This window comes from Clostridium mobile (assembly GCF_018918285.1).
In the GTDB taxonomy this organism is placed as follows: Bacteria; Bacillota; Clostridia; order Clostridiales; family Clostridiaceae; genus Clostridium_AW; species Clostridium_AW mobile.
Genome location: NZ_JAHLQF010000002.1, coordinates 367,524 through 393,751, shown reverse-complemented (window position 1 = coordinate 393,751; position 26,228 = coordinate 367,524). Strand labels below are relative to the sequence as shown.

The 26,228-nt window shown below is 33.7% G+C and carries 35 protein-coding genes; all 35 read right to left on the bottom strand.

Translation table 11 applies throughout. From position 1 onward, the window contains the following. Nucleotides 1–197 precede the first annotated feature (197 nt). The 35 genes from KQI86_RS07915 to KQI86_RS07745 all read right to left on the bottom strand — a co-directional run bounded on the left by KQI86_RS07915 (nt 198) and on the right by KQI86_RS07745 (nt 26,166). Nucleotides 198–1,790: an N-acyl-D-amino-acid deacylase family protein gene (locus tag KQI86_RS07915; RefSeq protein WP_216438739.1), complete on the bottom strand. Its 1,593-nt coding sequence runs from the start codon at nt 1,788–1,790 to the stop codon at nt 198–200. 101 nt (nt 1,791–1,891) lie between these two features. Next, nucleotides 1,892–3,367 (bottom strand): sodium:solute symporter family protein, encoded by a 1,476-nt coding sequence (locus KQI86_RS07910; RefSeq protein ID WP_216438738.1) that lies wholly within the window; start codon nt 3,365–3,367, stop codon nt 1,892–1,894. 33 nt (nt 3,368–3,400) lie between these two features. Beyond that, the gene (locus tag KQI86_RS07905) at nt 3,401–4,585 is read right to left on the bottom strand and encodes a YgeY family selenium metabolism-linked hydrolase (RefSeq protein ID WP_216439526.1); all 1,185 of its coding nucleotides are present in this window, start codon (nt 4,583–4,585) and stop codon (nt 3,401–3,403) included. Between the two features lie 19 nt (nt 4,586–4,604). After that, nucleotides 4,605–5,825 (bottom strand): diaminopropionate ammonia-lyase, encoded by a 1,221-nt coding sequence (gene dpaL, locus KQI86_RS07900; RefSeq protein WP_216438737.1) that lies wholly within the window; start codon nt 5,823–5,825, stop codon nt 4,605–4,607. A 293-nt stretch (nt 5,826–6,118) separates the two neighbouring features. Beyond that, nucleotides 6,119–7,873 carry a sigma 54-interacting transcriptional regulator gene (locus tag KQI86_RS07895; RefSeq protein ID WP_216438736.1) on the bottom strand — a complete coding sequence of 585 codons (1,755 nt, stop codon included), beginning with the start codon at nt 7,871–7,873 and terminating at the stop codon, nt 6,119–6,121. A 187-nt stretch (nt 7,874–8,060) separates the two neighbouring features. Continuing rightward, entirely contained in the window at nt 8,061–9,338 is a 1,278-nt protein-coding gene (locus KQI86_RS07890; RefSeq protein ID WP_216438735.1) for a radical SAM/SPASM domain-containing protein, read from the bottom strand. 6 nt (nt 9,339–9,344) lie between these two features. After that, nucleotides 9,345–10,208 carry a class I SAM-dependent methyltransferase gene (locus tag KQI86_RS07885; protein WP_216438734.1) on the bottom strand — a complete coding sequence of 288 codons (864 nt, stop codon included), beginning with the start codon at nt 10,206–10,208 and terminating at the stop codon, nt 9,345–9,347. Beyond that, nucleotides 10,205–10,780, bottom strand: a complete 576-nt coding sequence (locus tag KQI86_RS07880; protein ID WP_216438733.1) for a class I SAM-dependent methyltransferase — start codon at nt 10,778–10,780, stop codon at nt 10,205–10,207. The genes KQI86_RS07885 and KQI86_RS07880 overlap by 4 nt, the downstream gene beginning before the upstream one ends. A 418-nt stretch (nt 10,781–11,198) precedes the next feature. Next, nucleotides 11,199–11,816, bottom strand: coding sequence for a DUF1062 domain-containing protein (locus KQI86_RS07875; protein ID WP_216438732.1), 618 nt, complete (start codon nt 11,814–11,816; stop codon nt 11,199–11,201). Nucleotides 11,817–12,393: 577 nt separating this feature from the next. Continuing rightward, nucleotides 12,394–13,341 carry an aminoglycoside phosphotransferase family protein gene (locus KQI86_RS07870; protein ID WP_216438731.1) on the bottom strand — a complete coding sequence of 316 codons (948 nt, stop codon included), beginning with the start codon at nt 13,339–13,341 and terminating at the stop codon, nt 12,394–12,396. 64 nt (nt 13,342–13,405) lie between these two features. After that, nucleotides 13,406–13,876: a hypothetical protein gene (locus KQI86_RS07865; RefSeq protein ID WP_216438730.1), complete on the bottom strand. Its 471-nt coding sequence runs from the start codon at nt 13,874–13,876 to the stop codon at nt 13,406–13,408. Between the two features lie 204 nt (nt 13,877–14,080). After that, entirely contained in the window at nt 14,081–14,287 is a 207-nt protein-coding gene (locus KQI86_RS07860) for a hypothetical protein (RefSeq protein WP_216438729.1), read from the bottom strand. Between the two features lie 57 nt (nt 14,288–14,344). After that, entirely contained in the window at nt 14,345–14,734 is a 390-nt protein-coding gene (locus KQI86_RS07855; protein ID WP_343216154.1) for a DUF3795 domain-containing protein, read from the bottom strand. A 220-nt stretch (nt 14,735–14,954) separates the two neighbouring features. Beyond that, a complete protein-coding gene (locus tag KQI86_RS07850; RefSeq protein ID WP_246582718.1) occupies nt 14,955–15,443 on the bottom strand; it encodes a GNAT family N-acetyltransferase in 489 nt (162 codons plus the stop codon). 150 nt (nt 15,444–15,593) lie between these two features. After that, entirely contained in the window at nt 15,594–16,136 is a 543-nt protein-coding gene (locus KQI86_RS07845; protein WP_216438728.1) for an SMI1/KNR4 family protein, read from the bottom strand. Nucleotides 16,137–16,214: 78 nt separating this feature from the next. Beyond that, nucleotides 16,215–16,592, bottom strand: a complete 378-nt coding sequence (locus KQI86_RS07840; RefSeq protein WP_216438727.1) for an SMI1/KNR4 family protein — start codon at nt 16,590–16,592, stop codon at nt 16,215–16,217. 126 nt (nt 16,593–16,718) lie between these two features. Further along, entirely contained in the window at nt 16,719–16,970 is a 252-nt protein-coding gene (locus tag KQI86_RS07835) for a hypothetical protein (RefSeq protein ID WP_216438726.1), read from the bottom strand. After that, nucleotides 16,933–17,418, bottom strand: coding sequence for an SMI1/KNR4 family protein (locus tag KQI86_RS07830; RefSeq protein WP_216438725.1), 486 nt, complete (start codon nt 17,416–17,418; stop codon nt 16,933–16,935). Before KQI86_RS07830 ends, KQI86_RS07835 begins: the two co-directional genes overlap by 38 nt. Before the next feature lie 108 nt (nt 17,419–17,526). Then, nucleotides 17,527–18,057 carry a hypothetical protein gene (locus KQI86_RS07825; protein ID WP_216438724.1) on the bottom strand — a complete coding sequence of 177 codons (531 nt, stop codon included), beginning with the start codon at nt 18,055–18,057 and terminating at the stop codon, nt 17,527–17,529. Nucleotides 18,058–18,213: 156 nt separating this feature from the next. Continuing rightward, on the bottom strand, nt 18,214–18,957 hold the full coding sequence (locus KQI86_RS07820; RefSeq protein WP_216438723.1) for a YwqG family protein: 744 nt from the start codon (nt 18,955–18,957) through the stop codon (nt 18,214–18,216). Between the two features lie 153 nt (nt 18,958–19,110). Further along, nucleotides 19,111–19,476 (bottom strand): hypothetical protein, encoded by a 366-nt coding sequence (locus tag KQI86_RS07815; protein WP_216438722.1) that lies wholly within the window; start codon nt 19,474–19,476, stop codon nt 19,111–19,113. Nucleotides 19,477–19,575: 99 nt separating this feature from the next. Beyond that, a complete protein-coding gene (locus tag KQI86_RS07810; RefSeq protein ID WP_216438721.1) occupies nt 19,576–20,046 on the bottom strand; it encodes a hypothetical protein in 471 nt (156 codons plus the stop codon). 49 nt (nt 20,047–20,095) lie between these two features. After that, nucleotides 20,096–20,392, bottom strand: coding sequence for a hypothetical protein (locus KQI86_RS07805; protein WP_216438720.1), 297 nt, complete (start codon nt 20,390–20,392; stop codon nt 20,096–20,098). A gap of 142 nt (nt 20,393–20,534) precedes the next feature. Beyond that, nucleotides 20,535–20,822, bottom strand: coding sequence for a hypothetical protein (locus KQI86_RS07800; protein WP_216438719.1), 288 nt, complete (start codon nt 20,820–20,822; stop codon nt 20,535–20,537). A gap of 90 nt (nt 20,823–20,912) precedes the next feature. Next, nucleotides 20,913–21,356 carry a DUF4240 domain-containing protein gene (locus KQI86_RS07795; protein WP_216438718.1) on the bottom strand — a complete coding sequence of 148 codons (444 nt, stop codon included), beginning with the start codon at nt 21,354–21,356 and terminating at the stop codon, nt 20,913–20,915. A gap of 132 nt (nt 21,357–21,488) precedes the next feature. Next, on the bottom strand, nt 21,489–21,809 hold the full coding sequence (locus KQI86_RS07790) for a DUF7668 domain-containing protein (RefSeq protein WP_216438717.1): 321 nt from the start codon (nt 21,807–21,809) through the stop codon (nt 21,489–21,491). 119 nt (nt 21,810–21,928) lie between these two features. Further along, nucleotides 21,929–22,318 carry a hypothetical protein gene (locus KQI86_RS07785; RefSeq protein WP_216438716.1) on the bottom strand — a complete coding sequence of 130 codons (390 nt, stop codon included), beginning with the start codon at nt 22,316–22,318 and terminating at the stop codon, nt 21,929–21,931. Nucleotides 22,319–22,383: 65 nt separating this feature from the next. After that, nucleotides 22,384–22,860 carry a hypothetical protein gene (locus KQI86_RS07780; protein WP_216438715.1) on the bottom strand — a complete coding sequence of 159 codons (477 nt, stop codon included), beginning with the start codon at nt 22,858–22,860 and terminating at the stop codon, nt 22,384–22,386. 87 nt (nt 22,861–22,947) lie between these two features. Then, nucleotides 22,948–23,496, bottom strand: coding sequence for a hypothetical protein (locus tag KQI86_RS07775; protein ID WP_216438714.1), 549 nt, complete (start codon nt 23,494–23,496; stop codon nt 22,948–22,950). A 62-nt stretch (nt 23,497–23,558) separates the two neighbouring features. Beyond that, nucleotides 23,559–23,912 (bottom strand): DUF6547 family protein, encoded by a 354-nt coding sequence (locus KQI86_RS07770; RefSeq protein ID WP_216438713.1) that lies wholly within the window; start codon nt 23,910–23,912, stop codon nt 23,559–23,561. 28 nt (nt 23,913–23,940) lie between these two features. Continuing rightward, a complete protein-coding gene (locus tag KQI86_RS07765; RefSeq protein ID WP_216438712.1) occupies nt 23,941–24,378 on the bottom strand; it encodes a hypothetical protein in 438 nt (145 codons plus the stop codon). Nucleotides 24,379–24,466: 88 nt separating this feature from the next. Next, complete coding sequence (locus KQI86_RS07760) at nt 24,467–24,820, bottom strand: Imm1 family immunity protein (RefSeq protein WP_216438711.1); 354 nt, start codon at nt 24,818–24,820, stop codon at nt 24,467–24,469. Between the two features lie 82 nt (nt 24,821–24,902). Beyond that, the gene (locus tag KQI86_RS07755) at nt 24,903–25,316 is read right to left on the bottom strand and encodes a hypothetical protein (RefSeq protein ID WP_216438710.1); all 414 of its coding nucleotides are present in this window, start codon (nt 25,314–25,316) and stop codon (nt 24,903–24,905) included. A gap of 13 nt (nt 25,317–25,329) precedes the next feature. Continuing rightward, a complete protein-coding gene (locus tag KQI86_RS07750; RefSeq protein WP_216438709.1) occupies nt 25,330–25,686 on the bottom strand; it encodes a hypothetical protein in 357 nt (118 codons plus the stop codon). A gap of 6 nt (nt 25,687–25,692) precedes the next feature. Continuing rightward, entirely contained in the window at nt 25,693–26,166 is a 474-nt protein-coding gene (locus tag KQI86_RS07745) for a hypothetical protein (protein ID WP_216438708.1), read from the bottom strand. Between the last annotated feature and the right edge of the window lie 62 nt (nt 26,167–26,228).

Sequence of the window (26,228 nt, the reverse complement as noted above, 5' to 3'; positions counted from 1 at the left end):
CAACCTTTCAATATTTTTACATACCCCAAAAACCCCCTATGGTAGATGTTGTACCATAGGAGGTTGTTTAATTTTATACTATTTTATTCTTATTACTTCTCCATGAATGTCCTTAGCTCTAACACCTTCATTTAATACAACTGCTTCTTTCAAAATACTAATTATAAATTAGTATTTCAAATATTAAATTGTATTTATTATCTTTTTTTGAACTTTAGAACTTTACCAGCTTTTTGAGGTTGTGGTTCACCTTCATTGATTAAAATTTTACCATTTACTAATACATAATCAATTCCTAATGGATATTGAATTGGATCTGTATAATCAGCTGTATCCTGTATCTTTTCAGGATCAAATACTACTATATCAGCTGCTAGTCCTTCTTTTAATACCCCCCTATCTGTTAAGCCAAGTACATCTGCAGATTTTCCTGTCATTTTGTGAATTGCTGTTTCTAATGTAAATGCCTTTTCTTCTCTTACATACTTAGCTAGTACTCTTGGGAATGCACCATGTAGTCTTGGGTGAGGCTTTCCTCCCATAATTCCGTCTGTACAAACATTTTGTTCTGGACGGCTCATTATTAATTTTACGTGTTCTTCTGTGCCATAGAAGTCTACTAATCCTACTATATTTTCTTCTTCCATGATTACATCGAATATTGCATTTAATGGATCTTTACCTTTGATTTCTCCAACTTCAATAAGGTTTTTACCTACTACAGCTTGGTTCTTTTCTGAACCAACGAATGTAACAAAGATTCCCTCTAAACCTGCGAAGTCAACAAAGTTGTCCCATCCTGGAATACCATTTTCAATATCTTCTATCATTTTTTCTCTTAATTTTTGGTCTTTTAATCTTTCAATTAATTTATCTGTACCTCCATCATGTACCCAAGGTGGAAGTATAACGCTCATCATTGTACTTCCTGCTACATATGGATATTGGTCAAAGGATACTGTCATTCCCTCCTTTTTAGCTTCGTCAAGTCTAGCTAAAACTTTAGGGAATTTATCCCAATTGTTTTTACCACAAACTTTAAAGTGTGAGAAATGCACCTTACATCCACTTTCTTTTCCTATTGTTAATATTTCTTCCATTGAATCTAGGATTGAATCAGCTTCACTTCTTTGGTGAGTTACAAACACTCCACCTTTTTCATGTAAAACCTTTCCTAATTCTATAAATTCATCGATCTGGGCATAGCAACATGGTGGATAAATCATACCTGTTGACATACCGAATGCACCTTCATCTATTGCTTTAGCAAGATTTTCTTGCATTAATTTCATTTCTTCCACCGTTGGCTTTCTGTTGTCTAGTCCCATGGATACCATTCTTACATTTCCATGTGGTGCAAGATATGCAATGTTTGGACCTAAATCTAAAGTTTCGATTAATTCTAGATAATCTGCTACACTTCTCCAAGTCCAATCTACTGGATATTCTCCTTCTAGACCTTTCATAGCTTTAATCCAAGGTGATAGAGTTTCCTCATTAACTGGAGCTGGTCCCATACCATCTTGAGCTACTAATTCTGTAGTAATACCTTGACGAATCTTAGGTGTTAAGAAAGCATCTTTAAATAAAAGCATACTTGAGTGACTGTGAGTATCTATAAATCCTGGTGATACTACTTTACCAGCTGCATCTATAACTTTATCAAAATCCCCTTCTGATATTTCACCTATTTTAACTATTGTATCGTTCTCAATTGCTATATCCGCTTTAAATCTTTCTTTTCCTGTACCATCAATTATTGTACCATTCTTAATTAATAATTTAGCCATAATATTAACCCCTTTCTGAAAATTGTTCTTATGAAAATATATTTAATATTATTTTTCTTCTAATGCTGATAACATTTCAGTTGATTATGAATTATACATATCTAGTTATCAAGCTCTAGTTCTTTTGCAGGCTGAATACCCATTTTTCTATCTATTGCTGATACTAAAAATATTACTATAAAAGCTACGATACCGCCTGGAACCATTGCATTTAGTCCCCAAGGTGTATTAAAGCCATAAATCCATATAGCAGCTACAACAGTACCAGTTACAATTGATATGAAGCCTGCCCTCTGTGTAACATTTTTATAGAAAATACCGCAGATAAAGGCTGCGAAAGGTCCTGCACTTCTTAGTGCGAAGGCTCCCATCATAACGCTAATGATGTTTGAAGATGTTAAAGCAACTCCCAGTCCCACAAGACCAACTACTACCATTGTTACACGGGAAATCCAAACTTCTTTACTATCATCCTTAACACCTTTATTTATATAAGGTGTAAAAATATCGTTGGTAAACATTGTAGCAGTACCGATCATATTACCTGAAGCACTACTCATGGTTGCTGCTACGATAGCTGCAAGTACTATACCTGCAACCCAAGCTGGAGCAAAGGTAAGTGTTGATTCTGCTAAAGCATTTTTCTGGGCACCACCTGCTGCAAAGCCATCAATACATACATAAGCTACTAGACCTATGATGCCAGGAACGATAGCATAAGCAGCTGATAAAATACCTGCTATAAGAGAGCCTAACTTAGCAGACTTTTCGTCCTTTGCAGAACAGTAAGTTTGCACTATTTCCTGTCCTGTTGGGAAGGTCATGAAGTACATAGCAATATACCCGATTATAGTTGGAAATCCTACTTTAGTCATGCTTAAAAGATCTAGATTCTCACCTGAGCTACCTGTAACCGTCTTTGCCTTTTCAAATAATGCTGTGAAACCACCAACGGCACTATTGTTAACAACTACAACCATAGCTATGGTCATTCCAAGGGTTATAAATAAAACGTGCATTACGTTTGTTGCTGTAACAGAGGTGAAGCCTCCTACCATGGTGTAGACGATAACAACCGCTGTAGTAATTATAGCTGCTGTATTAAATTCAACTCCGGTAACAACATTAATTATTGAAGCAGTAGCTATTATCTGTGCACCTGTAGCCATAAACAAAGCAGCAATAGAGGTAATTGCTGTAAAAATATGTGATGGTTTACCATATCTTTTATTGATTATTTCAGGAACAGTATTAGCCTGCGTTCTTCTGAAATAAGGAGCGATAAAGGAAACTAAAACGAAACCTATACCCGCTGCAATAACATACCAGCTTGCTGATAGTCCATAGGTATAAACATTAGTTGCAACACCTGTGGTACTTGCACCCCCTGTGTTAGCCGCAAAGAGTGTACCTGCAAGAACTATAGGTCCTAAAGATTTACCTGCCATAAGGAAATCATCGTTACTCTGCTTTTCTGTCTTTTTCTTTTTACTATTTGATATAATAAGACCAAGGGCAACCGTTGCCGCCATGTATAACAAAATTATCACGAATGCTGTAATCTGTGTACTGTTCATATTAACTCCTCCTATTTATTAATTTTATTATTTTTATTTAAGTAAAGCCTTCATAACTCCAAAGTAACACTGAGTTACTGAAGTTAACTGTTCAATTTCAATGTACTCGTTTAATGTATGTGCAAGATTTTCTTTTGAAGGTCCCATACCAAGAGTCTTAATATTAGCCTCCCCTGCATAGTGACTGCCATTAGTGCAGAAATTATATTGAGTAATGGAAGGATTAAAGCCCATAGCTTTTATTTCCTGGTAAACAGCTTGAACAAATTCTTCCTTCTCACCATAGAGCCAGCCCGGGAAGAATCTCTCTCCCTGAATTTCATTGCCAGTATAGCATATTTCCTTTCCTATGGAATAAGAAGCCTTAACTTTAAGCTGAGGATCCTTTTTCATCATCTCTTCAAGAAGCTCTGTTATAGGTGCCAATACGCTTTCTTTAGTTTCTCCTACTAAAAGTCTTCTGTCATAGGTAGCTCTGCAGTAATCAGGTACTACTGAAGCTCCTGGATAAGGGCTTGAACTAATATCTGTAAGCTCTAAAATACCATCACCTAAAACCTCATGATGCGTTGGTTTTAAGGTTTTTATAGCCTCAATTACCTCAGTCATCTTATATACTGCATTGATACCCTTTTCAGGATTTGCTGAATGACATGACTTTCCAAAGGTTTCGATTATTATTTCTCCTCTTCCTCTCTGTCCGATTTTAATATTAAGCTGAGAGGCTTCTCCTATAACTACATAGTCAGGCTTTACTCTTTCACTTATGGCTCTTGCGGCAACACCTTCAAAGCATTCCTCATGAACCACTCCTGCTATATAAATATCCCCAGCAAAATCTCTGTTAGAGTCCTCTGCAAAGTTTGCTGCGGCACAAACCATTGCAGCTACAGCGCCCTTCATGTCTGAGGCACCTCTTCCGTAAATTTTTTCATCGTGAATTTCTGCTGCGAAAGGCGGATAAATCCATTTCTCTGGGTTTGTTACTGGAACTGTATCTATATGACCATCAAAAAGTATTTTTTTGCCAGGCTTATTTCCTTTTATATGTCCTATAATGTTTCCATAGCCATCTATTATTACATCATCAAAGCCTAGGGCTTCAAAATTTCTTTTTAGTACCTCAGCAACCTTATCCTCCTGTCCTGAGTAGCTTTGAGCTCTTATAAGCTCCTGACATAAATTTATGACCTTTTCTTCTCTTTCTTTACTCAACATTTTTCTCACCTCGTAATATTTATCTGTCCTCATAGCTTGGATACTTTCCATTCCAAACAACATCCCTGTAGTTTTCTTTGTCTGTATCACCCTCTGTACTAAAGAATAGTACCCTTGAGTTTTCATCTAACTTAAGCTTTTCTTTAATCCAAGCCAGATTATTGTTAGTCATTATTTCAGCTACACAACCTAAGGTAGCTGCTCCGCTTTCACCGGAAATAACCCTTTCATCTCCTCTAGGCGGATTTCCTAAAATCCTCATACCTTCTGCAGCTGTATAGTCCGGGCAAGATATAAAGTTATCTGCATAGTCCTTAAGAATATTCCAAGCTATGGTACATGGCTCACCACAAGCAAGACCTGCCATAATAGTATCCATATCACCTGTTACAAAATGTAGCTCTCCGTCATCCGCCTCTGCTGTTCTGTAAACACAATCGGCTTTATTAGGTTCTACTATGGTTATAATTGGTCTGTCCTCGCCATAAATAGCTGAGAATAAACCTGTAATAGAAGCGGCCATGGAACCTACCCCTGCCTGAAGGAAAATATGTGTTGGCTTCTCCACTCCAAAGCTCTTTAGCTGTTCATAAGCCTCATAGCCCATGGTGCTATATCCCTGAATAATCCATGTAGGAATATCTTCATAGCCCTCCCATGCTGTATCCTGAACCATTACCCAGCCCTTTTCTTCAGCCATTCTATTTGCTAAACGCACTGCTTCGTCATAGTTTCCATCGATTATTGAAGCCTCTGCTCCTTCTGCTCTAATGTTGTCTAATCTTTCCTTAGCACTGCCCTTTGGCATATATACCACTGAGTGCTGTTTTAACTGATTCGCTGTCCAGGCTACTCCTCTTCCATGATTCCCGTCAGTGGCTGTAACAAAAACCATATCTCCAAGTTCTTTTCTAACCTCTTCAGATATTAACCTCTCATGCGGCATTTCTGATATACTGCTGTTAAGTCTCTTAGCTAAATAATTTCCTATAGCAAGACTTCCCCCAAGCACCTTAAAAGCATTTAATCCAAATCTATAGGATTCATCCTTTACATATATGGCTCCTAAACCTAATTCTTTAGCTAGATTCTTCATATCTCTTAGAGGTGTTTCAGTATAAACCGGGAAACTTTCGTGGAAGCTCTTCACCTCCTTAGCTGTATCAATGCTAAGAAAACCTAAAGGATACTTCTGTCCTTTTTTGCGTTCAGCTTGTACTATCTTAAAGGTTTCTTTCATCCTTCCATCCTCCTTATATCATTTTGTCAGTATTAATAGCTTTTTTATTTACTATTAATTTAATATTCAGTAATTATGATGACAATATTAATATAAGCAATTATGATGCCAACATTTTAAAAAACCCTATTTTTATTGATAACATTTACATGGTTACTTTCAGAAGGTGCATATTTCAAGGGATATCTCCTGACAAATAAAAAAGACGTTTACAGAACCAGCTAATAAACGTCTAAGTTAATACTTTAATTATTTTTCATTTTTGAAATTGAATTTTCATTTTGAAAATTACTTCATTTATTTGATAATTCCTCTAACCTTCTATAAAAGGTGGTCAATCCAATGCCCAGACTGGCGGCTGCTTTTCTTTTTCCTTCTGTTGTGTCCCCAAAAATGTTTAGGGCCTTCTGTATTTCTCTAAGCTCTAGTTCCTTAAGAGGTGTTATTATATTAGGGTTATTACTGATTACAACCTCCGTGGAAACATCCTCAAAAAAATCTACCGGAAGGGTTTTATCATTTAAAACTCCGTCGCTTTCCATCATGTTAATCATAAATTCAACGGTATTTTCCAGCTCCCTTACGTTTCCTCTCCACATATGGTTTTTTAACAGCTCCATGGTACTTCTTTCAATATAGCTGTAGGGCTTATTAAGCAAGCTGCTATATCTTTTTATAAAATAATCCGTAAGTTCTTCAATATCCTCTCTTCTTTCTCTAAGAGGCTTAATACTTAGAGGTATAACATTTAGTCTATAATATAGGTCTTCTCGGAACTTTTTTGTCTCTATCATATCTTTAAGATCCTTATTAGTAGCTGCTATAACCCGAACATCTATAGGTATTACCTGATTAGAGCCAATACGAGTAATTGTCCTTTCTTGCAGTACTCTTAACAGCTTGGCTTGAAGATATATAGGCATATCTCCTATTTCATCTAAAAATATTATCCCCTGATTGGCAAGCTCGAACTTTCCTATTCTTCCCCTTGGATCCGCTCCACTGAAGGCTCCCTTAACATATCCAAAAAGCTCGCTTTCCAATAATGATTCGGGGATGGCAGCACAGTTAACAGCCACAAATTTCTGAGTCCTTCTGTCGCTTTCTCTCCATATGGCCGTAGCCACCATTTCCTTACCGGTTCCGCTTTCTCCTGTAATCAGCACCGTTGAATTTGAGCCCGCCACCTTCCTTATATTACTTTTTAATGTTTTTGTGGCCTCACTGCTTCCAATAATATTTTTTGCATCTAGGGTTTTAAGTGTAGCCGTCATTTCGTACAAATCAGAATGTATAGTTTTACTATTTTTAAATATAAGGAGACTGGCATACTGGTCATCTCTTATCCCCAAGGGATGCACCTCTCCCATAATAAATAACTCTTTATTGTCTATTGTTATCTTGTATTCAGAAATGTTGTTCAACTCATCACCGGTATAAATGATTTCCACGGTCTTGCCTTTCAATGTGGATATGCCCAATTGTTTCTCGGCGCTCTCGTTATTTCTTGTTATGATATTACCTTTTCCGATTATCAATACACCCTGCTCCGTATAATCAATTACACTGTTTAAGATAGCTATTACGGCTAGGTTACTTTCTTTTTCCTTCTGATCTGAAGCCTTGGCAGCAATAGAATATGCTATCTGATTAATAAACTCAAGGTAAAGCTTCTCATTTTGTAAAATCAAATCCCTTTGGTCCGTGCTACTTCCCACAAGTCCTATAATTCCTATAATTTCTTCATCAACTTTGATTGGCATAGAAATCTCTATGGTTTCCTTACAATTGCTGCAGTTTGGGCAGTTAAAACATAAAATATCCTCTCCAGGATTATAAATAACCTTTGTTTCCCCGGTATCTAAAATATGCTTATAAACATACCCCTCAAAGGACATGTCCTGATTTACGCCCCCAGCATAAAGGCCTGTACCGGCTACACGGTATAATTTTTCATCCACTACCTCTACATCCACGCCAGACACCTGAGCTATTACCTCTGCATATTCCTGAACGATATCCTGAATTGAACATAAATTAAAATTCATATCCTTACCCCTTTTCTCATTCTTATGTTTATAATATATTTATGTTTATAATATATCAATGCAGAGAATTTATCAACAATTGTAATATGATGGCGAATTACCTTCAATGTTTTGTATTTTCTAGCTTTTTTACATATTTAATTATATATAAGATTAAAAATGTTTAAAAACCTCAATCATTTAAATGTTATTTATGCAAATCTCTATAGTATTTTGGATATTTATCACTTTTATTTTTATTACAAATACTTATTGCTTTTTCCTTATTAAGTGGCAGCATACCTTCTGATTGTTTAAATACTTCTTTATTTACCTTCTGAGCAAAACACCCTATTTTAGGGTTACCAATATAATTCTTCATTTCAATCCAAAGCTTTTTTATAGATTCTTCTTTTACATTTCCAAAACTCATAGGTACAAAATCGCAAGGATACAATTCTCCTGAAGCACTTATATAGGAATGTTGATTTCCTGCACCACAACCAAATTTAGCTTCACTTTCTGTATAAGCAAAAGTTGTAATCTTAGGTAAATCACTTCTTTTATTTGCCTTATGTTGTATTTCTATAAGCTTCTCTCTATCACTTTTAGTATAAAATATATTGTTTAATTGTTTTTCAGTTAGAAGATTTCCACTTAATATAGGTTCCAGTATCTTTACTTCATGAGCACCATTATCTTTAGCCAACTTAAATAACCTAAACAGTTTTTCCTCATGAAGATTTTCCTTTAATATAACTGTTTGTGCCATAGTATATAACCCTGCTTTATTTGCATTTCTAATTGCCTCTAGTGCATAATCAAAAGCATTTTCATTATTTCTATTCTTATTATGTTTCTCTTTATCATAAGAATCTAAGCTTATCCCTATACCAAATAGCCCACTATCTTTTAACTTTTTTGCTTTCTCATAACTTAAATTAAAGCCACTAGTAAATAGAATTGCTGTGCTTCTATCATCTATAGCTTTTATAATATCAAATATATCCTCACGTACCAGTGGCTCTCCTCCTGTTATTCCAATAATAGGGACTCTCATGTCTTGAAGCTCCCCTATAACCCTAATCCATTCTTCCTTTGTTAACTCCCTCTCTGCTGTCCTATTTTTTGCACTACAATAAACACAATTATTAGGACATTTATTCGTTATACATAAGTACATAGATATAGGTGCGGTCCTTTTAGCATATATTTGCTTTGTAAATATATTTATAGGTTCATCCACTGCTAAGATATTTTGTATAAAGGATTTAGATGGAAAAGGCGGAAAAAAGGTACTCAATAGGTACTTGCCCTGATACTTCACTAGCTTCTCTCCCTTTAAAATACCCTTCATCATTTTTATATATTTTAATAGGGTGAATTGCTTGTCTTCTTTTAAAATATTGTAAATCTCTAGTAAACTCTTTAGAACATTTTTATCCATAGCCATTTTTGTCATGATTTTTAAATTATTAATATTCATTCATCTCTATTCCTTTCTAAAAATACCATATGCAAATTTATGATTTATCTCATAAACTCCATTTTTATATTTTTCTTTCTTTATTTTTTCAATTATTAAAGGCTTAACTTCATGGTAGTTCTTAAAAATTTTCCTAGTTCCCGCTGCTGCCCCAGTTATATTTAGCCACTGTAAAAGTTCCTCTGGTTCTTTAAAACTAAAGAATACCTCACCTTCCTCTACCTCCAAAGCTTTAAATCCGTATTTGCTGCACCATCTAACTAAACCTTTCTTTCCTTTAGGCAAATTAAATTTTATATCCATAGGTTTAATTACTTCCTCTTGTTTCTCACTCATAACATTCAAAAAAATACTTTCTATTTTATCCAAAGTTCCTTCAACATTTGTGATTATTCCTAATATACCTCCTGGTTTTAAAACACTATTAAAAAGCTTTAATAGCTCATTATGATTAAAATAAGAAAGTGCCCAGCCAAAAAATATAACATCATATCTTTCATTAGTAGTTTTTAAAAATTCAATGCCATCACTCTGACTAGCTGTCACTCTAGGATTATCCCTATCCAAAAGCTTCTCAAGCATTTTATCTGATTGATCTACAGAAGTAATTTTGTATTCCGTGGATTTATTTAATAAACCTTTGGTTATATAGCCTGTTCCACAAGCAAAATCAAGTATTTTCAATTCTTTATCTACTTCTATGTGCTTTGAATGAATAATATTATCCGTATATCTACCCATTTCTTTAAGCCAATAGTGATAGGTTTCTGAAACTTTATCATACTCTTCCTTATAATCATCCCTACTTATAACTTCTTTTTTTATAAGCTTATATCCAAGCTTTGAGTAAAACCGTATTTTATTTATCATCTTTTCTCTCCTACAAATATAAAGTAATACCCCTTATCATAGACCTTTTGTATGTAAAAATATTTCTCTAATAAACTCCTAACTTCATCTTTAGTTCTAAAAAATAATCTTCCAAAAAGAATAAATTCAAATGCTCTTAGTAACTTTGTTTTTATATGCTTTCTATGAAAATCCAGCATAACTATCTTTCCGTCATACTTTAATATCCTATTTATTTCAACTATAAGGTCTTCTTGTTCTTTAATATGATGGAAAACATCACTCAATATTACTACATCAATAGAATTGTCCTCAAATGGAGTTTTCAGAGCATTCCCCCTTATGCATACCAAGTTTTTTCCCTGCTTTACCTTAGAAAGCATCTTCTCACTTTCATCAAGTACATATACAGTCTTACAACTATTGCAAATATACTGAGCTAACCTTCCAGTTCCCCCGCCTATATCTACAACCACATCATGTTCATCAATATTTGCAGCAGCCTTTATCTCTTCATGCTTATATAAATTAAACATAGCCATAAATTTATCATAATACTTGTACACCTTATCAAAATCATTTATCTCTTTCATAAACACCCTCTACCCGGTAATTAATATTGTATCCGATGACTACCATCCGTAATACTCCTATCTTCTATAAGTGGGAGATATTAGAGCTCTTGAGCTTCAGCGATTTAGAGTTCTTATGCTGTGCATAACGGATCCTCGTCCCTGGATAAGTTCTTCCCCTAAAGGATAAGGATTTCTAAGAAGCAAAGCTTCTAAGAACTCTCTTAATAACCTTCAGCTAGAGTAAGTATTCCTTTTAAGCAAACTCCATCTGAACCTAAGAATCACTTGATCTCTTTCACAAACACCTTCTCCCCAGTAATTAATATTGTATCCGTATCCTATACTTACATTGTATGTCAATTATGCAATTACTTCTCCGTACTTTTCTATCTTAATTATACCGCAGTTACATGTTTACATATATAAAAAATATAGCTTATACTATAGCTTCTAAAATTTCTATATTCTCTACTACCTTTAAAATATGTATCTCCATTCCATCTCTTACTTTCATATTTAATGAATTTTTATCATCTTTAATGAAGATTACTCCTTTTTTATGCATATTTTTTATTTTGCTTCTTGAAAGTCCAAGTTTATCACTTAAAAGCTTATCTACTCTAAGCTCTATTGGATACTTACAAACAATTTCAATAACAAGTTCATTTTCATTTATATAATATGCTTCTAATTTCTTTTGAACTAATTTATAATTTACATCTTTTAAAATAACCTCTGCTTTATTTTTATTATATATACTTAAATTAAAAGCATATTCTCTAGCTAATTCTTTATCATTAGAAAGAAATTTTTCATACTCATATTTATTAATCTCATAAGGCTTTATTCTTTCATATATTGTCATATTCCAAGTTGATTTACATTTTTCACATTGATAAATTAACCAAATGTCAATGTTATTTTTATTTGCATTTACTCTAAATTTTTCACTATTTATATACTGTGCTTTTTCATTACATTTAGGACAATTTCTTTTTACTATTGGTAAATTTCCAGGAACTAGTTCCCATTGATATTTTTTAAAATAGCTCATTTTGCTCCTCCTAGACGTTTAATTTTTAGGATTTGCAAAGGCTATTTCATCACATTTTGATAATAATGCAATAGCCTCTGCTATGCATTAAAAATATCTCTTGTCATAAATAATTCCTCCAATCTTTTTTCTGTATATATTTTATCAACTCTACATACTACATAAAACCTCACTCTTATTTAATAAATAAAGATGAGCCAATATGATAAAAATCATATTGGCTCAATACTTTACAATAAAACCTCATTTACTTATGATACGGTTCACCGCACCGCAAATCAAAAGCATAAATTCCCCCATATACAATATAATTGAACTTATTTCAACTTCAAGCTTCTATCGTCTTTTTTATATCACTATATTATTACTTAATCTCTTAAATAAATTGGGATTTAACACGCTCATGATAATTTAAAATTGTGAACTAATCTCTTATATATCCTCATCAATGAAAAAGGATTACCTTTAAATATAAAAGTAACCCTTTTTTAACCTATGTCTTATCTCGTAATAAATTACAATAGTTCCTCAGTATAATTTATTAACTACTTCTTCTTTTGGAATTTGGAGCTTTCAATTATAATTCCATATCATCTAACAAAGCCTTTAGGTATTTTAGCGTTTGAGAGCGACTTTCTTCGTTCTGAGAATCAAATAATAATTGCTCAGCAAGCTCCCAAGTATCCTCTAGCATACGTCGAGCCAAGTAAAACTCCATTGCATCCGAATTCACTTGAAAGTCTAGATGTTTTTCCTTATATACATCTAAAAAATACTTATAGTAAGGCTTTTCTTTCAAAAACATAAGATCAGCTTCGGGCGGGGCAACCTTCAGCCCCTCCCAGTCGATTAAAATCAATGTATTCTTGCTTTGCATCAAATTCCAATTATGAAGGTCAGTATGACAAAAAACCATTTTGGGTTTGTTCTTAATAAGAAATCGTGAAAGCGTTTCTGCTCGCTGCATCAGTTTTTCAATAGACCAAATTCGTCCTTTCAGCAATTCTTTTAGATCATTAGCAAGATACTCAAAGTTTTGAACAATATGTTCCTTTAATGGCTGTAAAAAAGGTAGAGAAAAATCCTCTCTTATCTTCAAACTATCAAAAGGTATTTGCGTACTGCTGAAAGAATGAAGTTCCGCAATCATATCACTAATTTGCGCTACTTGCTCATTTGACAATTCATCATCACCAATAGTTTCGCCGTCAATATATTCATACAAAAGATAAATTGCATGGTTATCTTGGCATTTATAATTACCTGCCTTTGTTACCACAGGAACAGGAAGTTTGTGGGACAACTTTGTATTTTGATTCAACCAAATAGTAATTGGAATATATATGTCAATCATGGATGTTAACTTAGGAGTAGAAGCCCTATTTATTTCATAAGCCTTCAAGAAATAATTTTCCACACCATCAGACACTTTATATGCCGAAGCTGACCATCCACCCTTTTGAGGGGTAATGGTCAGACATTTTATACCGTATTCTGTTTTTAGTATATTTATTATATTTTCCATATATCTTCTCCCAACATAAGTAATCTGCACTTCAAATTCCTTTTTACCAGCATGTCTGCTGAATTTAATAATGGTAAATAATTTCTTGATAATTAAATTCACTTTTCTTAGGGTAATTCGATTTATCAATGTCTGCAATTAACTTATTATTGTAATATTCTATAAAGTCACTTTTAGGAATAGCATCGTCATCGTTATATATAGTAAACATGGCCTCTTTCGTTTGTTCTTTCATATACCCCGGAACATGCGCTCCCAAAGAAATCATATTATGTTGATCTGTGTGCCCCAAATATAAATCAAATACTATAAATTTTTCCTTCGAAGAATCAAAAAATACATGTACATCACCTTGTCCTCGCTTAAGGAGACAATACTCCTCCGCTAATGTATTTGGATTCATTTCAATGTCTAACAATTTAAGCAAGCTTGCTATTTCATTTGTGAAAGTAGCATCTTTTTCCTCCCATGTATCCCGAAAGCTCCCATCAAATAAGATTTCAAATGGAATCACATATTCCACTTCATACGACATATTCATCACCTCAACAACTGTAATTTTCTACACACGCACATTCTCCAAGAATCGATACCATATACTCCTACACCTTATTGTACTTTTTGGGACCTCTGATTATATAAATAGTCTGCACTTCAAATTGGAATTTTCCTAATCAGGAGCATCTCTTTTTTCAATTTTAATATAACTAATAAAATCATTTATATCTTCGGTATCATGCTAACCACTTTTTTGATTTACATTAAATAATGTTTCATAACCATGCACAGTAATCAGATAATCCCAACCTTTCTTAGTTATACACGCTTCTAAAATTGATGCATAATCAAACAGTTCTTCCACTATATTAATATCTTTTAATTGTTCTTTTGTATATTCTGTTCCTTTAGGTAAAGGATAAACGTAAAACGCTAATAGTTCTTCCACACATATTCTCCTTAATAAATTCCTATTTATAACATTCAGGCTTAAATTGAAATTTAACTACTTCTTCTTGCTGATTTTCTTATTAAGTTTTAACACAATATTTCGCTTCGCTGCCATAGTTTGAAACAGGTTTGCTGCAAGTGTAGCTTTTTCTTTTAGCGTTAGATTGTCCGATTCTGTTTCAGTTGCAATTTGTTCCATTACGGATTTTATATCTTGCAGTTCCAAAAGATTAACAGCTATGCAGAAAAAACTCTTTCGCCGCCCATCATTGTGGTTTGCCAATAAATATTTTAAAATTTCTATTTTTTCAGCAAGTTCAGATTGATAGGAATCTATTCCTATTTTCTTGACTTTCTCAAAATCCTTTAACTGATTGCGATGAGTAATAAAGGAATCAAACGAATCTATACCATCATATTTTTCACAAGGATACTCATCACACAAATAGCAGTATTCAATTCAGCCACGCTGTTGGCTGCACCTTGCAATTGCACATGGTTGATTACCAGCTCCACCCCCACAACCAGGACAATAATTATCCAAGTGCATTGGACATAACCCGCAGTTTAAGCCACATAGAGAAAATAAAGGATAGTTCCTTTTGAAATTTTTCATTTATGTACCTCCTCTGTTAAATTGAAATTTACCAAGCTTCGTATTATGCTCATAACACCCTTATATAGATTCCGTTTTGATTATCAAATTCAAATCCGCAAGATAGCAGTACACCACAAGAAGCTTTATTCTCCTCCTCTGGTTGAACGATAATTCGCTTTGCATTATTATGATGACTTATTTTTGAAACTAAAGCCCTAATTATCTGCTTGCCCAAACCCTTACCCAAGTAATTCGGTTCTCCAATCATATAGTCTATGCTATATGTACCATTGACATCTGTATCTCCATTCCAAGTTTCACCGCTATTATAATACTCATAAAACTGACAAAAACCTATCGGTTTATCTTCATGTTCCACAATGTAATGGTGTAGCCAAACAAACTCACTATTTCGCTTTTCAACCTCATCTATCCAATCCAAAGGTTCATGATACCACTTTGCAACATGAGTGGTATACAACCACTTTTTGAACAATCCCATATCCTCATCTCTAAACACTCTAAGCTTTATCAAATTCTCCATATAACCTCTCATTATATAAATAACCCCCCTACAAATTCCTATTTATAGTATAAAAACAGAAATAGCCAATAGAAAGCAAATTTCCATTGCATACCTGTTTTCGACAAATATGAATAATCAAAATAATACATTATGCTCGTTTTATGAAGAGCAGAAAAACATCTATTTATCTTCTCCACGGACCTTTTTGTTCTTGCGTTCTTCCAATTCCTCAATTTGCTTCATCAAACAATCCGAAAAACTCCCCTCTATTGAAGTTGTTTCGCCTGTCTGATAGTAATCTAATATGACAATATTACCGTTCTTATCAAAACAGAATATTTCGTCACCATTTCCAACAATGGATAAAAAAGGAATATAGTCTATAAATCCTGCTTCATGTAATTCTTTTGTCTTGACACGTATATCTAAAAAATCTGGTATTTCTTTTGCTATTCCATAAACAATGATGCCACGGCAAAAAGACCAAAACGGACCAATATCAAACTGCTTTGCTTGCGGCCAAACTTCTTCTCTCACATCCATATAGAGTCCGCCTAGCGGTGACATAGTAAACTCTCTAAACTCCTGCGGTAGCATACTTCCAATACTTTTTTCGAATGCAGATATGTCCGATTCAGACGGTTCATTCCCCATACAGGCAACCACCTGATATGTATTTTTGTCATAGTTACGGAAATAATCATAAATCTTCTGTAACGCCATTTTAATTCTCCTCCTTCACCAAATATAAATTTCCTGTAGCCTTTTTTAATTCTCCTACAAATTCTTACTTCTGAACTATCAATCCAAATATGTATCTAAACGCTGAATAAACTTAAAAAATGTATTCCCTAAAACAATCTTATCTTCATCAGACATTGAAACCGCCGGAACAGCAAAATAATTTCCATTTGCATCCACTCCAAATAATTCACCACCGCCGGAAGAACCTATAATGCAATGATTGGGAAGAAACTCATTTATACAATAGTCCTCATTTATTTCTTCTAATTCTTCTAATGGAAATAATATCAACCATGCTCCTTTGCCGATCCTACCTTCCCCACCATTATATTTTTTCATAAACTCAATGTAATCTTGGGGCAAGTTGATTCTATTTATAGATAGGATTTCAACTTCACCAGCGTCACCATTAAAATTAAAATCTACTATATTCACCCACTTTCCTGCTTGTCAATTACGAACACTCAATAAATTTTTATTTATTCCTCTGTTAGATTATATAAAATTCCTGTATCGTTGTTTTAATTCGCCTACAGATGGGAATGCTCATTTTGCGTATCATCATAGAAGTATATTTAGTTCGCCTAATGATTCTACGCATTCATCAACTTCACCATACAGAACTTCAATCTCACATTTATCAAGAGTAATTGTGTTATAAAATCCAGATTTCATTTTACGATAAAACAAAGAAGATACCAATTCCTCTTGTCCATCATGAAATTCATAGTGATTACTCCAACTCTCCAATGCCTCAGAAAAATCTAAAACTATATTATAAATCAATTTCACCGCTGATAATCTTTTCGGCAAATTCCGTAAAAGATTTGGCAACTTCTTCATATTCCTCAAATTCTGGCTCATAACCATAAACAATAAACCCATCAGACAAACGGATTGCGTAGTATTCATATCCATTGCCAACAGATAAAACAATAGGCAAATGGGCATCCCAAAATTGGCGGATATTGTCTTGACATTCCTCGTCTTTATCATCAGCGGCGGCTTGCAGACTAGTTAATTCCCACTCATTCCATCGAAAAGAATTTTCGTCTTGCTCTTTATAATCTTTAGAACATAGAAACCAAACTGTTTCAACCTGATTTATGAAACTATCTATATTAGAAATAAACTCCGTCCAATCGGCAGGGAAGCTTCCGTATCTATTAACTATGCTTTCAGGCAAGTCAAATTTCGGTGTGCTTTTCTTTTCAATGGTCCATTCTTTTTTAATTGCCAATTCATCAATTTTATTTAACATAATATCTCTTCTCCTGCACTGTCAATATAAATTTCTTATAGCTTTGTTTTAATTCGCCTACAGGGGCGAATGCTCATTTTGTTTGCCACTACTACCCAATAAAGCGCACTACAAACTTTGCTTCAGCTCATAATAATTCCATCCAGCTATTGGTCTTATTATTACACCGCTGTCATATGCCTGTTTTGCCCCATCACTGTATCTATGATTAGGGTAGTATTTACTTAATCCATTTGGTGATGTTACAAAAGCACCCTTTAATAAACGTCTCTTAAAATGGCTAATTATTTTTATCCACAACTTATCAATATCATTATCACTTACTGCCCCCATTGCAGATTCAAATAGTTCTATACCATTATCTTTGCCTATGGTAATAAATAAATCTCCACGGCACTCAAATATGAACTGATCGTATTGCTCTTCCACAGCAATTTCTGCGCCACGTCTACTTAATACAATAAGTTTATACTTCTTCACCTTGTTATAATTGATACAAATTTCTTCTGAAATATCCTCGCGGCAGTAAGGGAATAATATTATTCCATATGCTTTTAAACCATTTTCTGCAACTACACATTGAAGAAAATCAGCGATTTCATCATTTCTTGCATGAAATTGAAAATTTATTTTTTTCATATGCCTCCTATATACTTATATAAATTTCTATATCTTTGTTTTAATTCGCCTTCAGTAACGAACGTTCATTACCTCCACTGGTAAATTGAAATTTGACAATATTATAATAGTTATTATCTATTCAACAAATAAGCATCTATATATAATTTTTATAATCTAGCAACATTGCCAATCATATATTACTTTTGAAAAATCCTTATTCTTCAAAGCATCCTTAGGAATAGAAAAAACACAGTTTCCAGAATCTCCAAACATAATACCGCATTCATCATCTATATCCAGCTGCAATAAAAGAAAATCTTCATCATCAAAACCTAAACAATCATGTTGCACAAAATAGGGATAACCTCCAACTCTGCTGTTACAGCTATAACAATCCCTACTCAGCTTCTCATATTCTTCTTCTGAAAGCTCATCCTTAAAAAGCGTTTCAAATAACTCTAATGAAGAAGATATAGGCATTTCCCTTGTTTCAAAGTACATTTTTCCGTTATTTGAAAAAGGTAGACTTTGTTTATATCCTTCATTATCTTCATAAGGATTTTCCTTTATTAATTGTGCTTCATTTTCTTCATAATCTTCTATATATTTTACAACAATAGGACTTTCCAATCCAAACATATCATCATTTACAACAAAAAACTGTAATAACCCTTTTTGGGGTAAATCATCCAGTTTTTCAAGGTCTGATAGATTTATCTGTGCTAAAAATAACATGGGTTCTCCCTCTTCATCTACTGGATACTCTTCAATATTTTTTAAATATGGACATCCACCTAATTTACTCTCCCACGGTTTTGTTTCTTCACATTTAAAAATTATCTCATTACTATATCTAAAAGTTCTTTTTATTATATTTTCATGCTCTTTTAAAGTCTCAGGAATTTCATACTTAATCATTTTATCTCCTCCAATATGTTTCAATTTCATCCCTATTTACTATTTATCATAATTTAGTTTCAGAAGTTCCACTGCTTATTGTAAATATTTTTTTGGTGCTCTTCTACAAATTCAAATTTGTCAACTCCCGATTATGCTCATAATTTATGAGAATTACAAATTACCATATGGAATTTTAGATGATCGATATGACTGTATCAATTTGTCTAACCAAGATGTTGTGACACCAAGCTGCATACTATCAAAAATCAGTCCGAAATCATCCGATATGCAGGCAGCTAAATCACTGTTTTGAGATAAATTATACACTTGCAAAAAAGCTTTTTTTCTATATTCATCTGAAAAGCGTTTTGATTCTTCTGAATACTCTTTCGTCAGTTTTAATTGCTCTATTTGACTATAAAGATTTATCCAGTTAGAATCAAACACTTCGCAATCACGCAGGTCTAATATGGAATCACAATCTATTTCGTCAAACATTTCTTGATTTATTTTCTCTAATAACTCATTAAGAATCATCTTTACCTCCACACATCTATGAAAAAATTATATAAATTCCCTGTAGCTTTTTTAATTCGCCTACAGGAGAAAATGCTTATTTTCCACAAAAAATTTAATCTACTCTAAACATTCAATAATACTTTCAGCAAAAGATAAAATTTCTTCATTTGTATTCAATGCCAATTCTTGAAAATATCTCATATCCTCTTTTAACTTACTTCTTAATTTTCCTTGCCATGAATCAGATAGACTCAATCCGGCTGTACAAATAGAAAAACCTAGTAGTATGTCTAATATTTCAATCTTCAAATTGTCATCCAAATTCTTTAGACCATAAATAAGAAAATCATAGGTTGGAAGCGCAGCAGAAGATACAAACGCATGCTGATGGCATAAACCACACCATAAGTAATGTGTTGCTCTCATGGCACATTCTTTATCTTCTGAAAATAAATCTAACAACAAGCTCGAAACTTTAGGAATATATTTTGATTGGTCCAAATATTCCGGAATGTCCTGATTAGCATTTCCGTAAGCAGTTTCATATTGACTCCAGTCGATATTCTTTATTTCATTTCTAATATCCATAATGGTTTCCCCTTCACTAAATGCTAGATCGCTCTTAAGGCGAACAAAATTAACGGATAATTATATTGTGTCCTTTTTGGAGATAATCCTTATCTTTCTCAGGAAAAATTATTGCAATGCGCATTCCCTTATCCGCCATAACATGTTCACCGCATCTCCTACGGTCAAACCAATCCAAATCAATTATTGTGGTTTCCTGCAAAACTTTTCCTGTTCCATCTGCAATCAAAACAGTCGATTTATCATGAATTGTTCCGCATTGAACCTTACCAACCGCTATAATACTTTCTTTACCCTTTACAGTAAACACTTCCTCAATCTTAAGAATAAAGAATACGGTATCCAAAAATAGAGAATCTGAAATAGTAATCCCTCCCTCCTACTGTGGCTTATCCCCTAAATCCACATATAATATAAAATTTCCTGCAGCTTTGCTCTGATCCACCTACAAAAGCGAATGCTCATAATCTTATTGATATAATGTTAATCTAAGCAGTCCAGTAAGCAAAGTAACTTTCTTTCTCAACATCATTCATGGCCTCGCCTATTGACATAAAAGCACCGCCTCCAGTGCAAAACTCACCTCTTTGGATCGGGCTATCAAACCATGTGTAATAACAAAGACATTCTACATCCTCCGCTATTTCTGGAGGGTCATCATAATCTCCTGAACCATATCGAATATTGCTTTCTATAATAATAACTTCATATTCTTTGATATTATCATATAAGCAAATTCCTCGTTTCACAATTTTGCTTTTTGATAAGTCAAGCATTGGCTTCCCCTCCTTTGGTCTTTGGGAATATTGAAAAACCCGACATGCTGGAATATATTATTCCTCTTTATGTTGTGCATGATTACGAATTTAATTTTTCCAAAGCTCTTCATTACTACATGATTCATAACTTGGCTCTGCAATATGTGGGTAGTTGGATGTATCCTGTTGATGCTTTTTAGCCCATGCTTTGATTGGTACATATAATATTGATTCAAACTCTAAATCTGGGTCTAATGTTCTTCCTCCATATAAAATAGAACTATAATAACCTTGCCCATTTACGATTGCAACACACCGCTGATAAAGGAATAAATCATTGGAAAAAAGCTCTAATGTTCCATATAATTGCATGGCTATTTTCTTACTATCAATATCATATAATAGCTTTGACATAATATTTTCAAAATCAAAGATTTCTTCATCAGATTGCTCTGATAAATACTGAATAACAGGTGCTAAAACCTTATCATCATCTCCCTCGTTGCTCCAATCCAACATTTTAATTATTTTCCAAAATTGATTTTTTTTCATACATATCATCTCCAAATTTCGATTTTCACTGTTCGTCTTATTACCATATTACGTACCACGCTAAATATAAATTTCCTGTAGCGTTGTTTCAACTCACCTACAGAAGCGAATGCTCATAATCTTAAGAGCGATCTATAAAGTATGTAAATCTTCAAGGGAAACAGAATATCCCTCTGCTTCTACCAAAAACTCAAATTGAATAGTCAAATCATTTATCTCTCCATTTGTTGTTAAGTCATAGTCCATAGCATATCCCCGTCCACTTTTATAGGGTATTATATCGATTCGTCGATTCTCACATTTACATTTTATTGGGTCATCAATTTTAAGTATTGGCCGAGAATCATCTAAATATTTGAGGGCTAAAATCAAATCTGTTTCAGATAAGCGACTGCTATCAAATAATGCTAAAAACGAAGAGTATTCTCTGTGGGCTAATTTTGCAACCGCCATATTGGCAAAAACAATAAATGCTTCTTTTTCTTTTCCTCTTTCAATTTGTATCATACTTACTCCTATTATATAAATTTCCTGTATCTTTGTATTGCATACAGGAGCGAATGCTCATTTTCTCACTCAAAATTCAACCAATGAGGAAGGTCTTCTTTGGCAAATGGTCTTAAACTATATATATCATAATTTTGCACATAAATTAATTTGTCCTTATATTTTTTCAGTATCCTCTCATCGAATTTTGAAATAAAAAATGCGGCACCATATCTGGCATCATTGGAATAATTTTCACTCTCATCAAGTAATATTTGAAAAAGAGTGACCAAAAGTTTTTCATCGAACAATCGCTCTAAAAAGAATTTTTCAAATGTTGCTCCTATTGTATTTGAACAACTATAAATCAAATATTCACGAATAATTTTCTCAATATAATTACCACTTATGTCAATAGGATTTATGCTTGTCAATTCGCGCTCTTTATCCATTAAAAAATCATTATAATTACCCATAAATTAACACCTAAAAATATAAATTTCCTATAGCTTTGTTTTAATTCGCCTACAGAAGCGAATGCTCATTTTTCGATGCTCTTTGATTTGATGATATTCCCATTGTCATCAACAAAAATAAAGTCACTCAAGTTATCAAACAAGAGTACCAGATAAGCGCTGATGTAACACCAATTTTCAAAATCATTTATGAAACTTCTCACACTGCCATAAGAATACAAATCGATAAGCTCGCTGGAACCACAAAGACAACATATCCAAATGTCCTTATTTTCATATAGCAATAATTCTTCTATATTTTGAAACCGTTGTTCAATCGCCATTTTAGAAAAGTCCGGTCTTGTAGGTGTAATGGCTGGAAGTCCGTCAAGAAATGCGTTGATTTTCTCTGCTTCCATATTACTGGCAAACCTATAGTGTTGTATAAAGTTAATGTTCTCAGAGAACAAGCGCTCTTTCTCAAAGGCGATGCGTTTCTCACGTTCTTTCTGCTTTTGTTGTTCTTTCAAAAACTCCAAATGTTTTTTCATATTCTCATCCATAATAAACACCCTTACAAATATAAATTTTTCTGTAGCTTTATTCTAATTCACCTACAGGGGCGAATGCTCATAATGTACGCTTCAAAATTATTTCTTTTTCAGCTTTTCAAGTTGATTCTGAGCATAGCCTTCGGCAATTTTATCTTCGCTGTTTGCTAAAGATTTTATACTGTCGATATCTCCTAAACGCCAAAGAGCCCAGACACATTTTCTTGTGACACTTCCGTTTTCATCGTCGCTATAATAATGATTTGGATATCGTGACAGAGCCATATCGTATAAGATTTTATTCGTGAAATCTGTGGGGTGCTCTTCAAAAACCGCTACCAGATTTTCAGCATCATGATGCCAATCATCGCAAGCAATCATTTGCAAAACTTTCAAACTTTCCCTATCAAATAAATCAAATGTTGTACCGAGAGTAAGCATATAGTCAAGTCCGTCGGCATTTCTGTTAAGACACTCACGTTTCAACCAAGCATTAAATATTTCAATCTGAGTAATATGTTCTGACAAAGAAGATAGGAGGTCTTTCCTTGCCTGCGCTGTTTTGGGATTGTTTTCATCAATATATAATTTTTTGTCAAAGGCCGCGTCCCAATAGTGTTTGATTGCCTCTATATCTTTTTCTTTCATAATAGGCTCTCCTTCCTCACATTATATAAATAATCTACATTCCAAATTCTGTAGATAAGAATTTATTTAGGCCATTCCCAATCATTTGACCGCCCTATAAAATCATCTGAAAATCCTTCAAATGCATCAGAAGGTAAAATTTCGTCATCTATTAATATTTGCATATTATGACAACAGCTTAGCCATTCTAGATAACTTAAAACATCAAAAATAGCACTGCTATAACAAGACTGTATACTATCAGAAAGCACTTCGCGTTCTTCTTGTGATAGTTTTTCTAAAATTGCATTCATGTTTTGGTACACTGCTACTTTTGGATAACTGCCATTTTTTATATTATTAGCATCAGTACAGGATTTTGACATATCAACTAATTTGTCTATGAATTCTTTGTAATATAAAAGCCCCTTTTCCACAATAAGGTCCTCCTTTCCAAAATGAAATTTAGTAGGTGACTTTTCGCAGAGTCTTGAGAAATGATAACGACTTTTCACACTCTTCCTTGCTTGTACTGAATACACTTATGGACAGAATTTCGCCAGCAGCATAATAGCAAATACAAATATGAAACACAAGTGTATCATTTTCTGTATACGTATTCTCAAAAGCCTTTGAGTAAAAGCCCTCTAAAGTATATTCGACTATCTCTTTCGGTTTTGCAGATTCAGGGATAGTTCGCATAAAAACATTTTCCATTACTTCTATTGGGGCTAAAATCCCATGTTTTTCTGCGTGAAAAGAACTTATGCGAATTGTTAAGTCACTATTGGGCGGATAGAAGATATTTTCACCACAATCCGCTTCACCTTCATGTATCCAATTGCTTGGAAATGAAACTTGCCACCCACAAGGCATTTTATATTCTAACAATTTAAATGACATGAGCGCCACACCTCACTAATTCTTAATTACCTACATCAAATATAAATTTCCTGTAGCTTTGTTTTAATTCGACTACAGGAGAGAATGCTCATAACCTATTGCTTAAGATATGATTCAAAGACACACCATCATCAGAGTCGTTGTGCCATACAACAAACTTAGGCGGCTTATGGTATTTTTTGAAGTATTCAATTGCAGAATTCACTTTATCAATAGGTAATACCCAAGACAAAGGATATTCATCACGTTGCCCGTTATTTAAGAAGAATTCCATTGTAGCATCTTCCGTACCTTTATAATCGGAATTTCGGGAACTGAACCCTGCATCACCTTCCTCACGCAGATACATTAACCAGCCATACTCTCCATTGATTAGTGCACATAAGGCTTGTTCATCTGTTTCGTTGTATATCCATATTTCTTTATACTTTTTTATCACCATCAAAATCATCCCTTAATTTGAATAAATATAAACTTCCTATTCTTTGATTTAGCTCGATCACATAAACGAATGCTTATAATCTTCATGATTGCCCTTGGTTCAAAGAATCTATCCATCTTTGAAAAAACGCCGTTTGCTCTTGTGTATCTGGGAAAGCACTTATCTCAGCATAATCATAAAGACTTACAATATCTTTTGTAAATGCCTGTCTACCTAACTCGACAAGATAGATATTTTCGCTTGTACCCATCATAGCGGATTGCACCGCATTGAGCCGTGAACCATTGCATTTTATACCATAGCCCAGCCCCAAGATTTTGTTTCTTAACTTTTGGTATGCTGAAAAATAGTTATAATCAAATACCGATATTAGGCTATCCTTCACTTGTGCTCTTAAAATGATATTTTCAGTAGTTTCTGCTTCATCAGCCTCAATGACTAATTTTATTTCATGCTGCGTTTTTAGTTCAACCACAGTCACCATGTATTTTTCCATCTAACTCTGCCTCCTAATGGAGATTATTTTTCTTTTCCCAGTTTTCCAATCTAATACGCAATATTTCCCGAAACTCACTCTGTCTACACTGGTCAATCAACTTTCTATATTCTTTTATATTACCTTTTGTAAGAAGTGGTGCGCTTTCAATCAAATGAAGCAATCCCCAATTCAAATCGTCACAATCCACTGAAAAAAAATCAATAATTTGCCCTGCTTCTTCTAGTGTAATAGGTTCTTCCGTCTGCAATAAATCATCATAGGTCATAAAGAGTTCATCGCTCATTTCTTTATTCGATGGGATAGATCCTAATTGTATTAGCTTTTGAATCCTGTTTTTCACTATAAAGGCCCCCTTCCTATGCCTCATATTTGTCTACATAACAACGAATTTCCCGTGTGGATAAACTCCATCGTATGAGCACGGCCATCGACCTTCTTCGTAAATGCTTAAAAGGTCGTTGAAAAAGTCTTTTTGTCCAAGCTGTATTTCGATTGCTGCCCATGACATATTCCTTTTTACGCAATCCATAATTTCGTTCTCTAACCCATTTTCATTTTCAAGTTTACATCTCTTTATGAAATTGCAGTAGCCATTCCATAAAGAGTTTTGTATCTCACTGGAAACGGTCTCAAAAATACAGTCTATTTTCTCATCCGTAATAATGTCTATGGCTTGAGTTTCTAAAGAAGAAATTTTAGGTCCCCATACAGCTAACGTTTTTGAGTTGTAACTGTCGTATGCTTCAAAAATGGAAGTAACAACAATGTACCGTTTTTTAGCCGTTCCACATCTTGAAAACCATTTTATTTCATTGATACGGGAAATAAATCCATGTATATTCTTCACCAGATACTCTCCTTGCATATTATATAAAATCCCTGTAGTTTTATTTTAATTCGTCCACAGAA

Excerpts from the sequence above, each read along its gene's own strand:
- KQI86_RS07780 (WP_216438715.1), bottom strand. The coding sequence starts at position 22,860 with ATGGATGAGAATATGAAAAAACATTTGGAGTTTTTGAAAGAACAACAA.
- KQI86_RS07890 (WP_216438735.1), bottom strand. The coding sequence starts at position 9,338 with ATGAATATTAATAATTTAAAAATCATGACAAAAATGGCTATGGATAAA.
- KQI86_RS07790 (WP_216438717.1), bottom strand. The coding sequence starts at position 21,809 with ATGGCGGTTGCAAAATTAGCCCACAGAGAATACTCTTCGTTTTTAGCA.
- KQI86_RS07895 (WP_216438736.1), bottom strand. The coding sequence starts at position 7,873 with ATGAATTTTAATTTATGTTCAATTCAGGATATCGTTCAGGAATATGCA.
- KQI86_RS07885 (WP_216438734.1), bottom strand. The coding sequence starts at position 10,208 with ATGATAAATAAAATACGGTTTTACTCAAAGCTTGGATATAAGCTTATA.
- KQI86_RS07865 (WP_216438730.1), bottom strand. The coding sequence starts at position 13,876 with ATGTCGTATGAAGTGGAATATGTGATTCCATTTGAAATCTTATTTGAT.
- dpaL (WP_216438737.1), bottom strand. The coding sequence starts at position 5,825 with ATGAAAGAAACCTTTAAGATAGTACAAGCTGAACGCAAAAAAGGACAG.
- KQI86_RS07810 (WP_216438721.1), bottom strand. The coding sequence starts at position 20,046 with ATGGATATTAGAAATGAAATAAAGAATATCGACTGGAGTCAATATGAA.
- KQI86_RS07760 (WP_216438711.1), bottom strand. The coding sequence starts at position 24,820 with ATGGTGATAAAAAAGTATAAAGAAATATGGATATACAACGAAACAGAT.
- KQI86_RS07845 (WP_216438728.1), bottom strand. The coding sequence starts at position 16,136 with ATGGCGTTACAGAAGATTTATGATTATTTCCGTAACTATGACAAAAAT.
- KQI86_RS07820 (WP_216438723.1), bottom strand. The coding sequence starts at position 18,957 with ATGATTAAGTATGAAATTCCTGAGACTTTAAAAGAGCATGAAAATATA.
- KQI86_RS07785 (WP_216438716.1), bottom strand. The coding sequence starts at position 22,318 with ATGGGTAATTATAATGATTTTTTAATGGATAAAGAGCGCGAATTGACA.
- KQI86_RS07875 (WP_216438732.1), bottom strand. The coding sequence starts at position 11,816 with ATGAGCTATTTTAAAAAATATCAATGGGAACTAGTTCCTGGAAATTTA.
- KQI86_RS07755 (WP_216438710.1), bottom strand. The coding sequence starts at position 25,316 with ATGGAAAAATACATGGTGACTGTGGTTGAACTAAAAACGCAGCATGAA.
- KQI86_RS07815 (WP_216438722.1), bottom strand. The coding sequence starts at position 19,476 with ATGATTCTTAATGAGTTATTAGAGAAAATAAATCAAGAAATGTTTGAC.
- KQI86_RS07850 (WP_246582718.1), bottom strand. The coding sequence starts at position 15,443 with ATGAGAGGTTATATGGAGAATTTGATAAAGCTTAGAGTGTTTAGAGAT.
- KQI86_RS07915 (WP_216438739.1), bottom strand. The coding sequence starts at position 1,790 with ATGGCTAAATTATTAATTAAGAATGGTACAATAATTGATGGTACAGGA.
- KQI86_RS07825 (WP_216438724.1), bottom strand. The coding sequence starts at position 18,057 with ATGAAAAAAATAAATTTTCAATTTCATGCAAGAAATGATGAAATCGCT.
- KQI86_RS07905 (WP_216439526.1), bottom strand. The coding sequence starts at position 4,585 with ATGTTGAGTAAAGAAAGAGAAGAAAAGGTCATAAATTTATGTCAGGAG.
- KQI86_RS07880 (WP_216438733.1), bottom strand. The coding sequence starts at position 10,780 with ATGAAAGAGATAAATGATTTTGATAAGGTGTACAAGTATTATGATAAA.
- KQI86_RS07870 (WP_216438731.1), bottom strand. The coding sequence starts at position 13,341 with ATGGAAAATATAATAAATATACTAAAAACAGAATACGGTATAAAATGT.
- KQI86_RS07830 (WP_216438725.1), bottom strand. The coding sequence starts at position 17,418 with ATGTTAAATAAAATTGATGAATTGGCAATTAAAAAAGAATGGACCATT.
- KQI86_RS07800 (WP_216438719.1), bottom strand. The coding sequence starts at position 20,822 with ATGCTTGACTTATCAAAAAGCAAAATTGTGAAACGAGGAATTTGCTTA.
- KQI86_RS07775 (WP_216438714.1), bottom strand. The coding sequence starts at position 23,496 with ATGAAAGAAAAAGATATAGAGGCAATCAAACACTATTGGGACGCGGCC.
- KQI86_RS07765 (WP_216438712.1), bottom strand. The coding sequence starts at position 24,378 with ATGTCATTTAAATTGTTAGAATATAAAATGCCTTGTGGGTGGCAAGTT.
- KQI86_RS07910 (WP_216438738.1), bottom strand. The coding sequence starts at position 3,367 with ATGAACAGTACACAGATTACAGCATTCGTGATAATTTTGTTATACATG.
- KQI86_RS07750 (WP_216438709.1), bottom strand. The coding sequence starts at position 25,686 with ATGAGGCATAGGAAGGGGGCCTTTATAGTGAAAAACAGGATTCAAAAG.
- KQI86_RS07795 (WP_216438718.1), bottom strand. The coding sequence starts at position 21,356 with ATGAAAAAAAATCAATTTTGGAAAATAATTAAAATGTTGGATTGGAGC.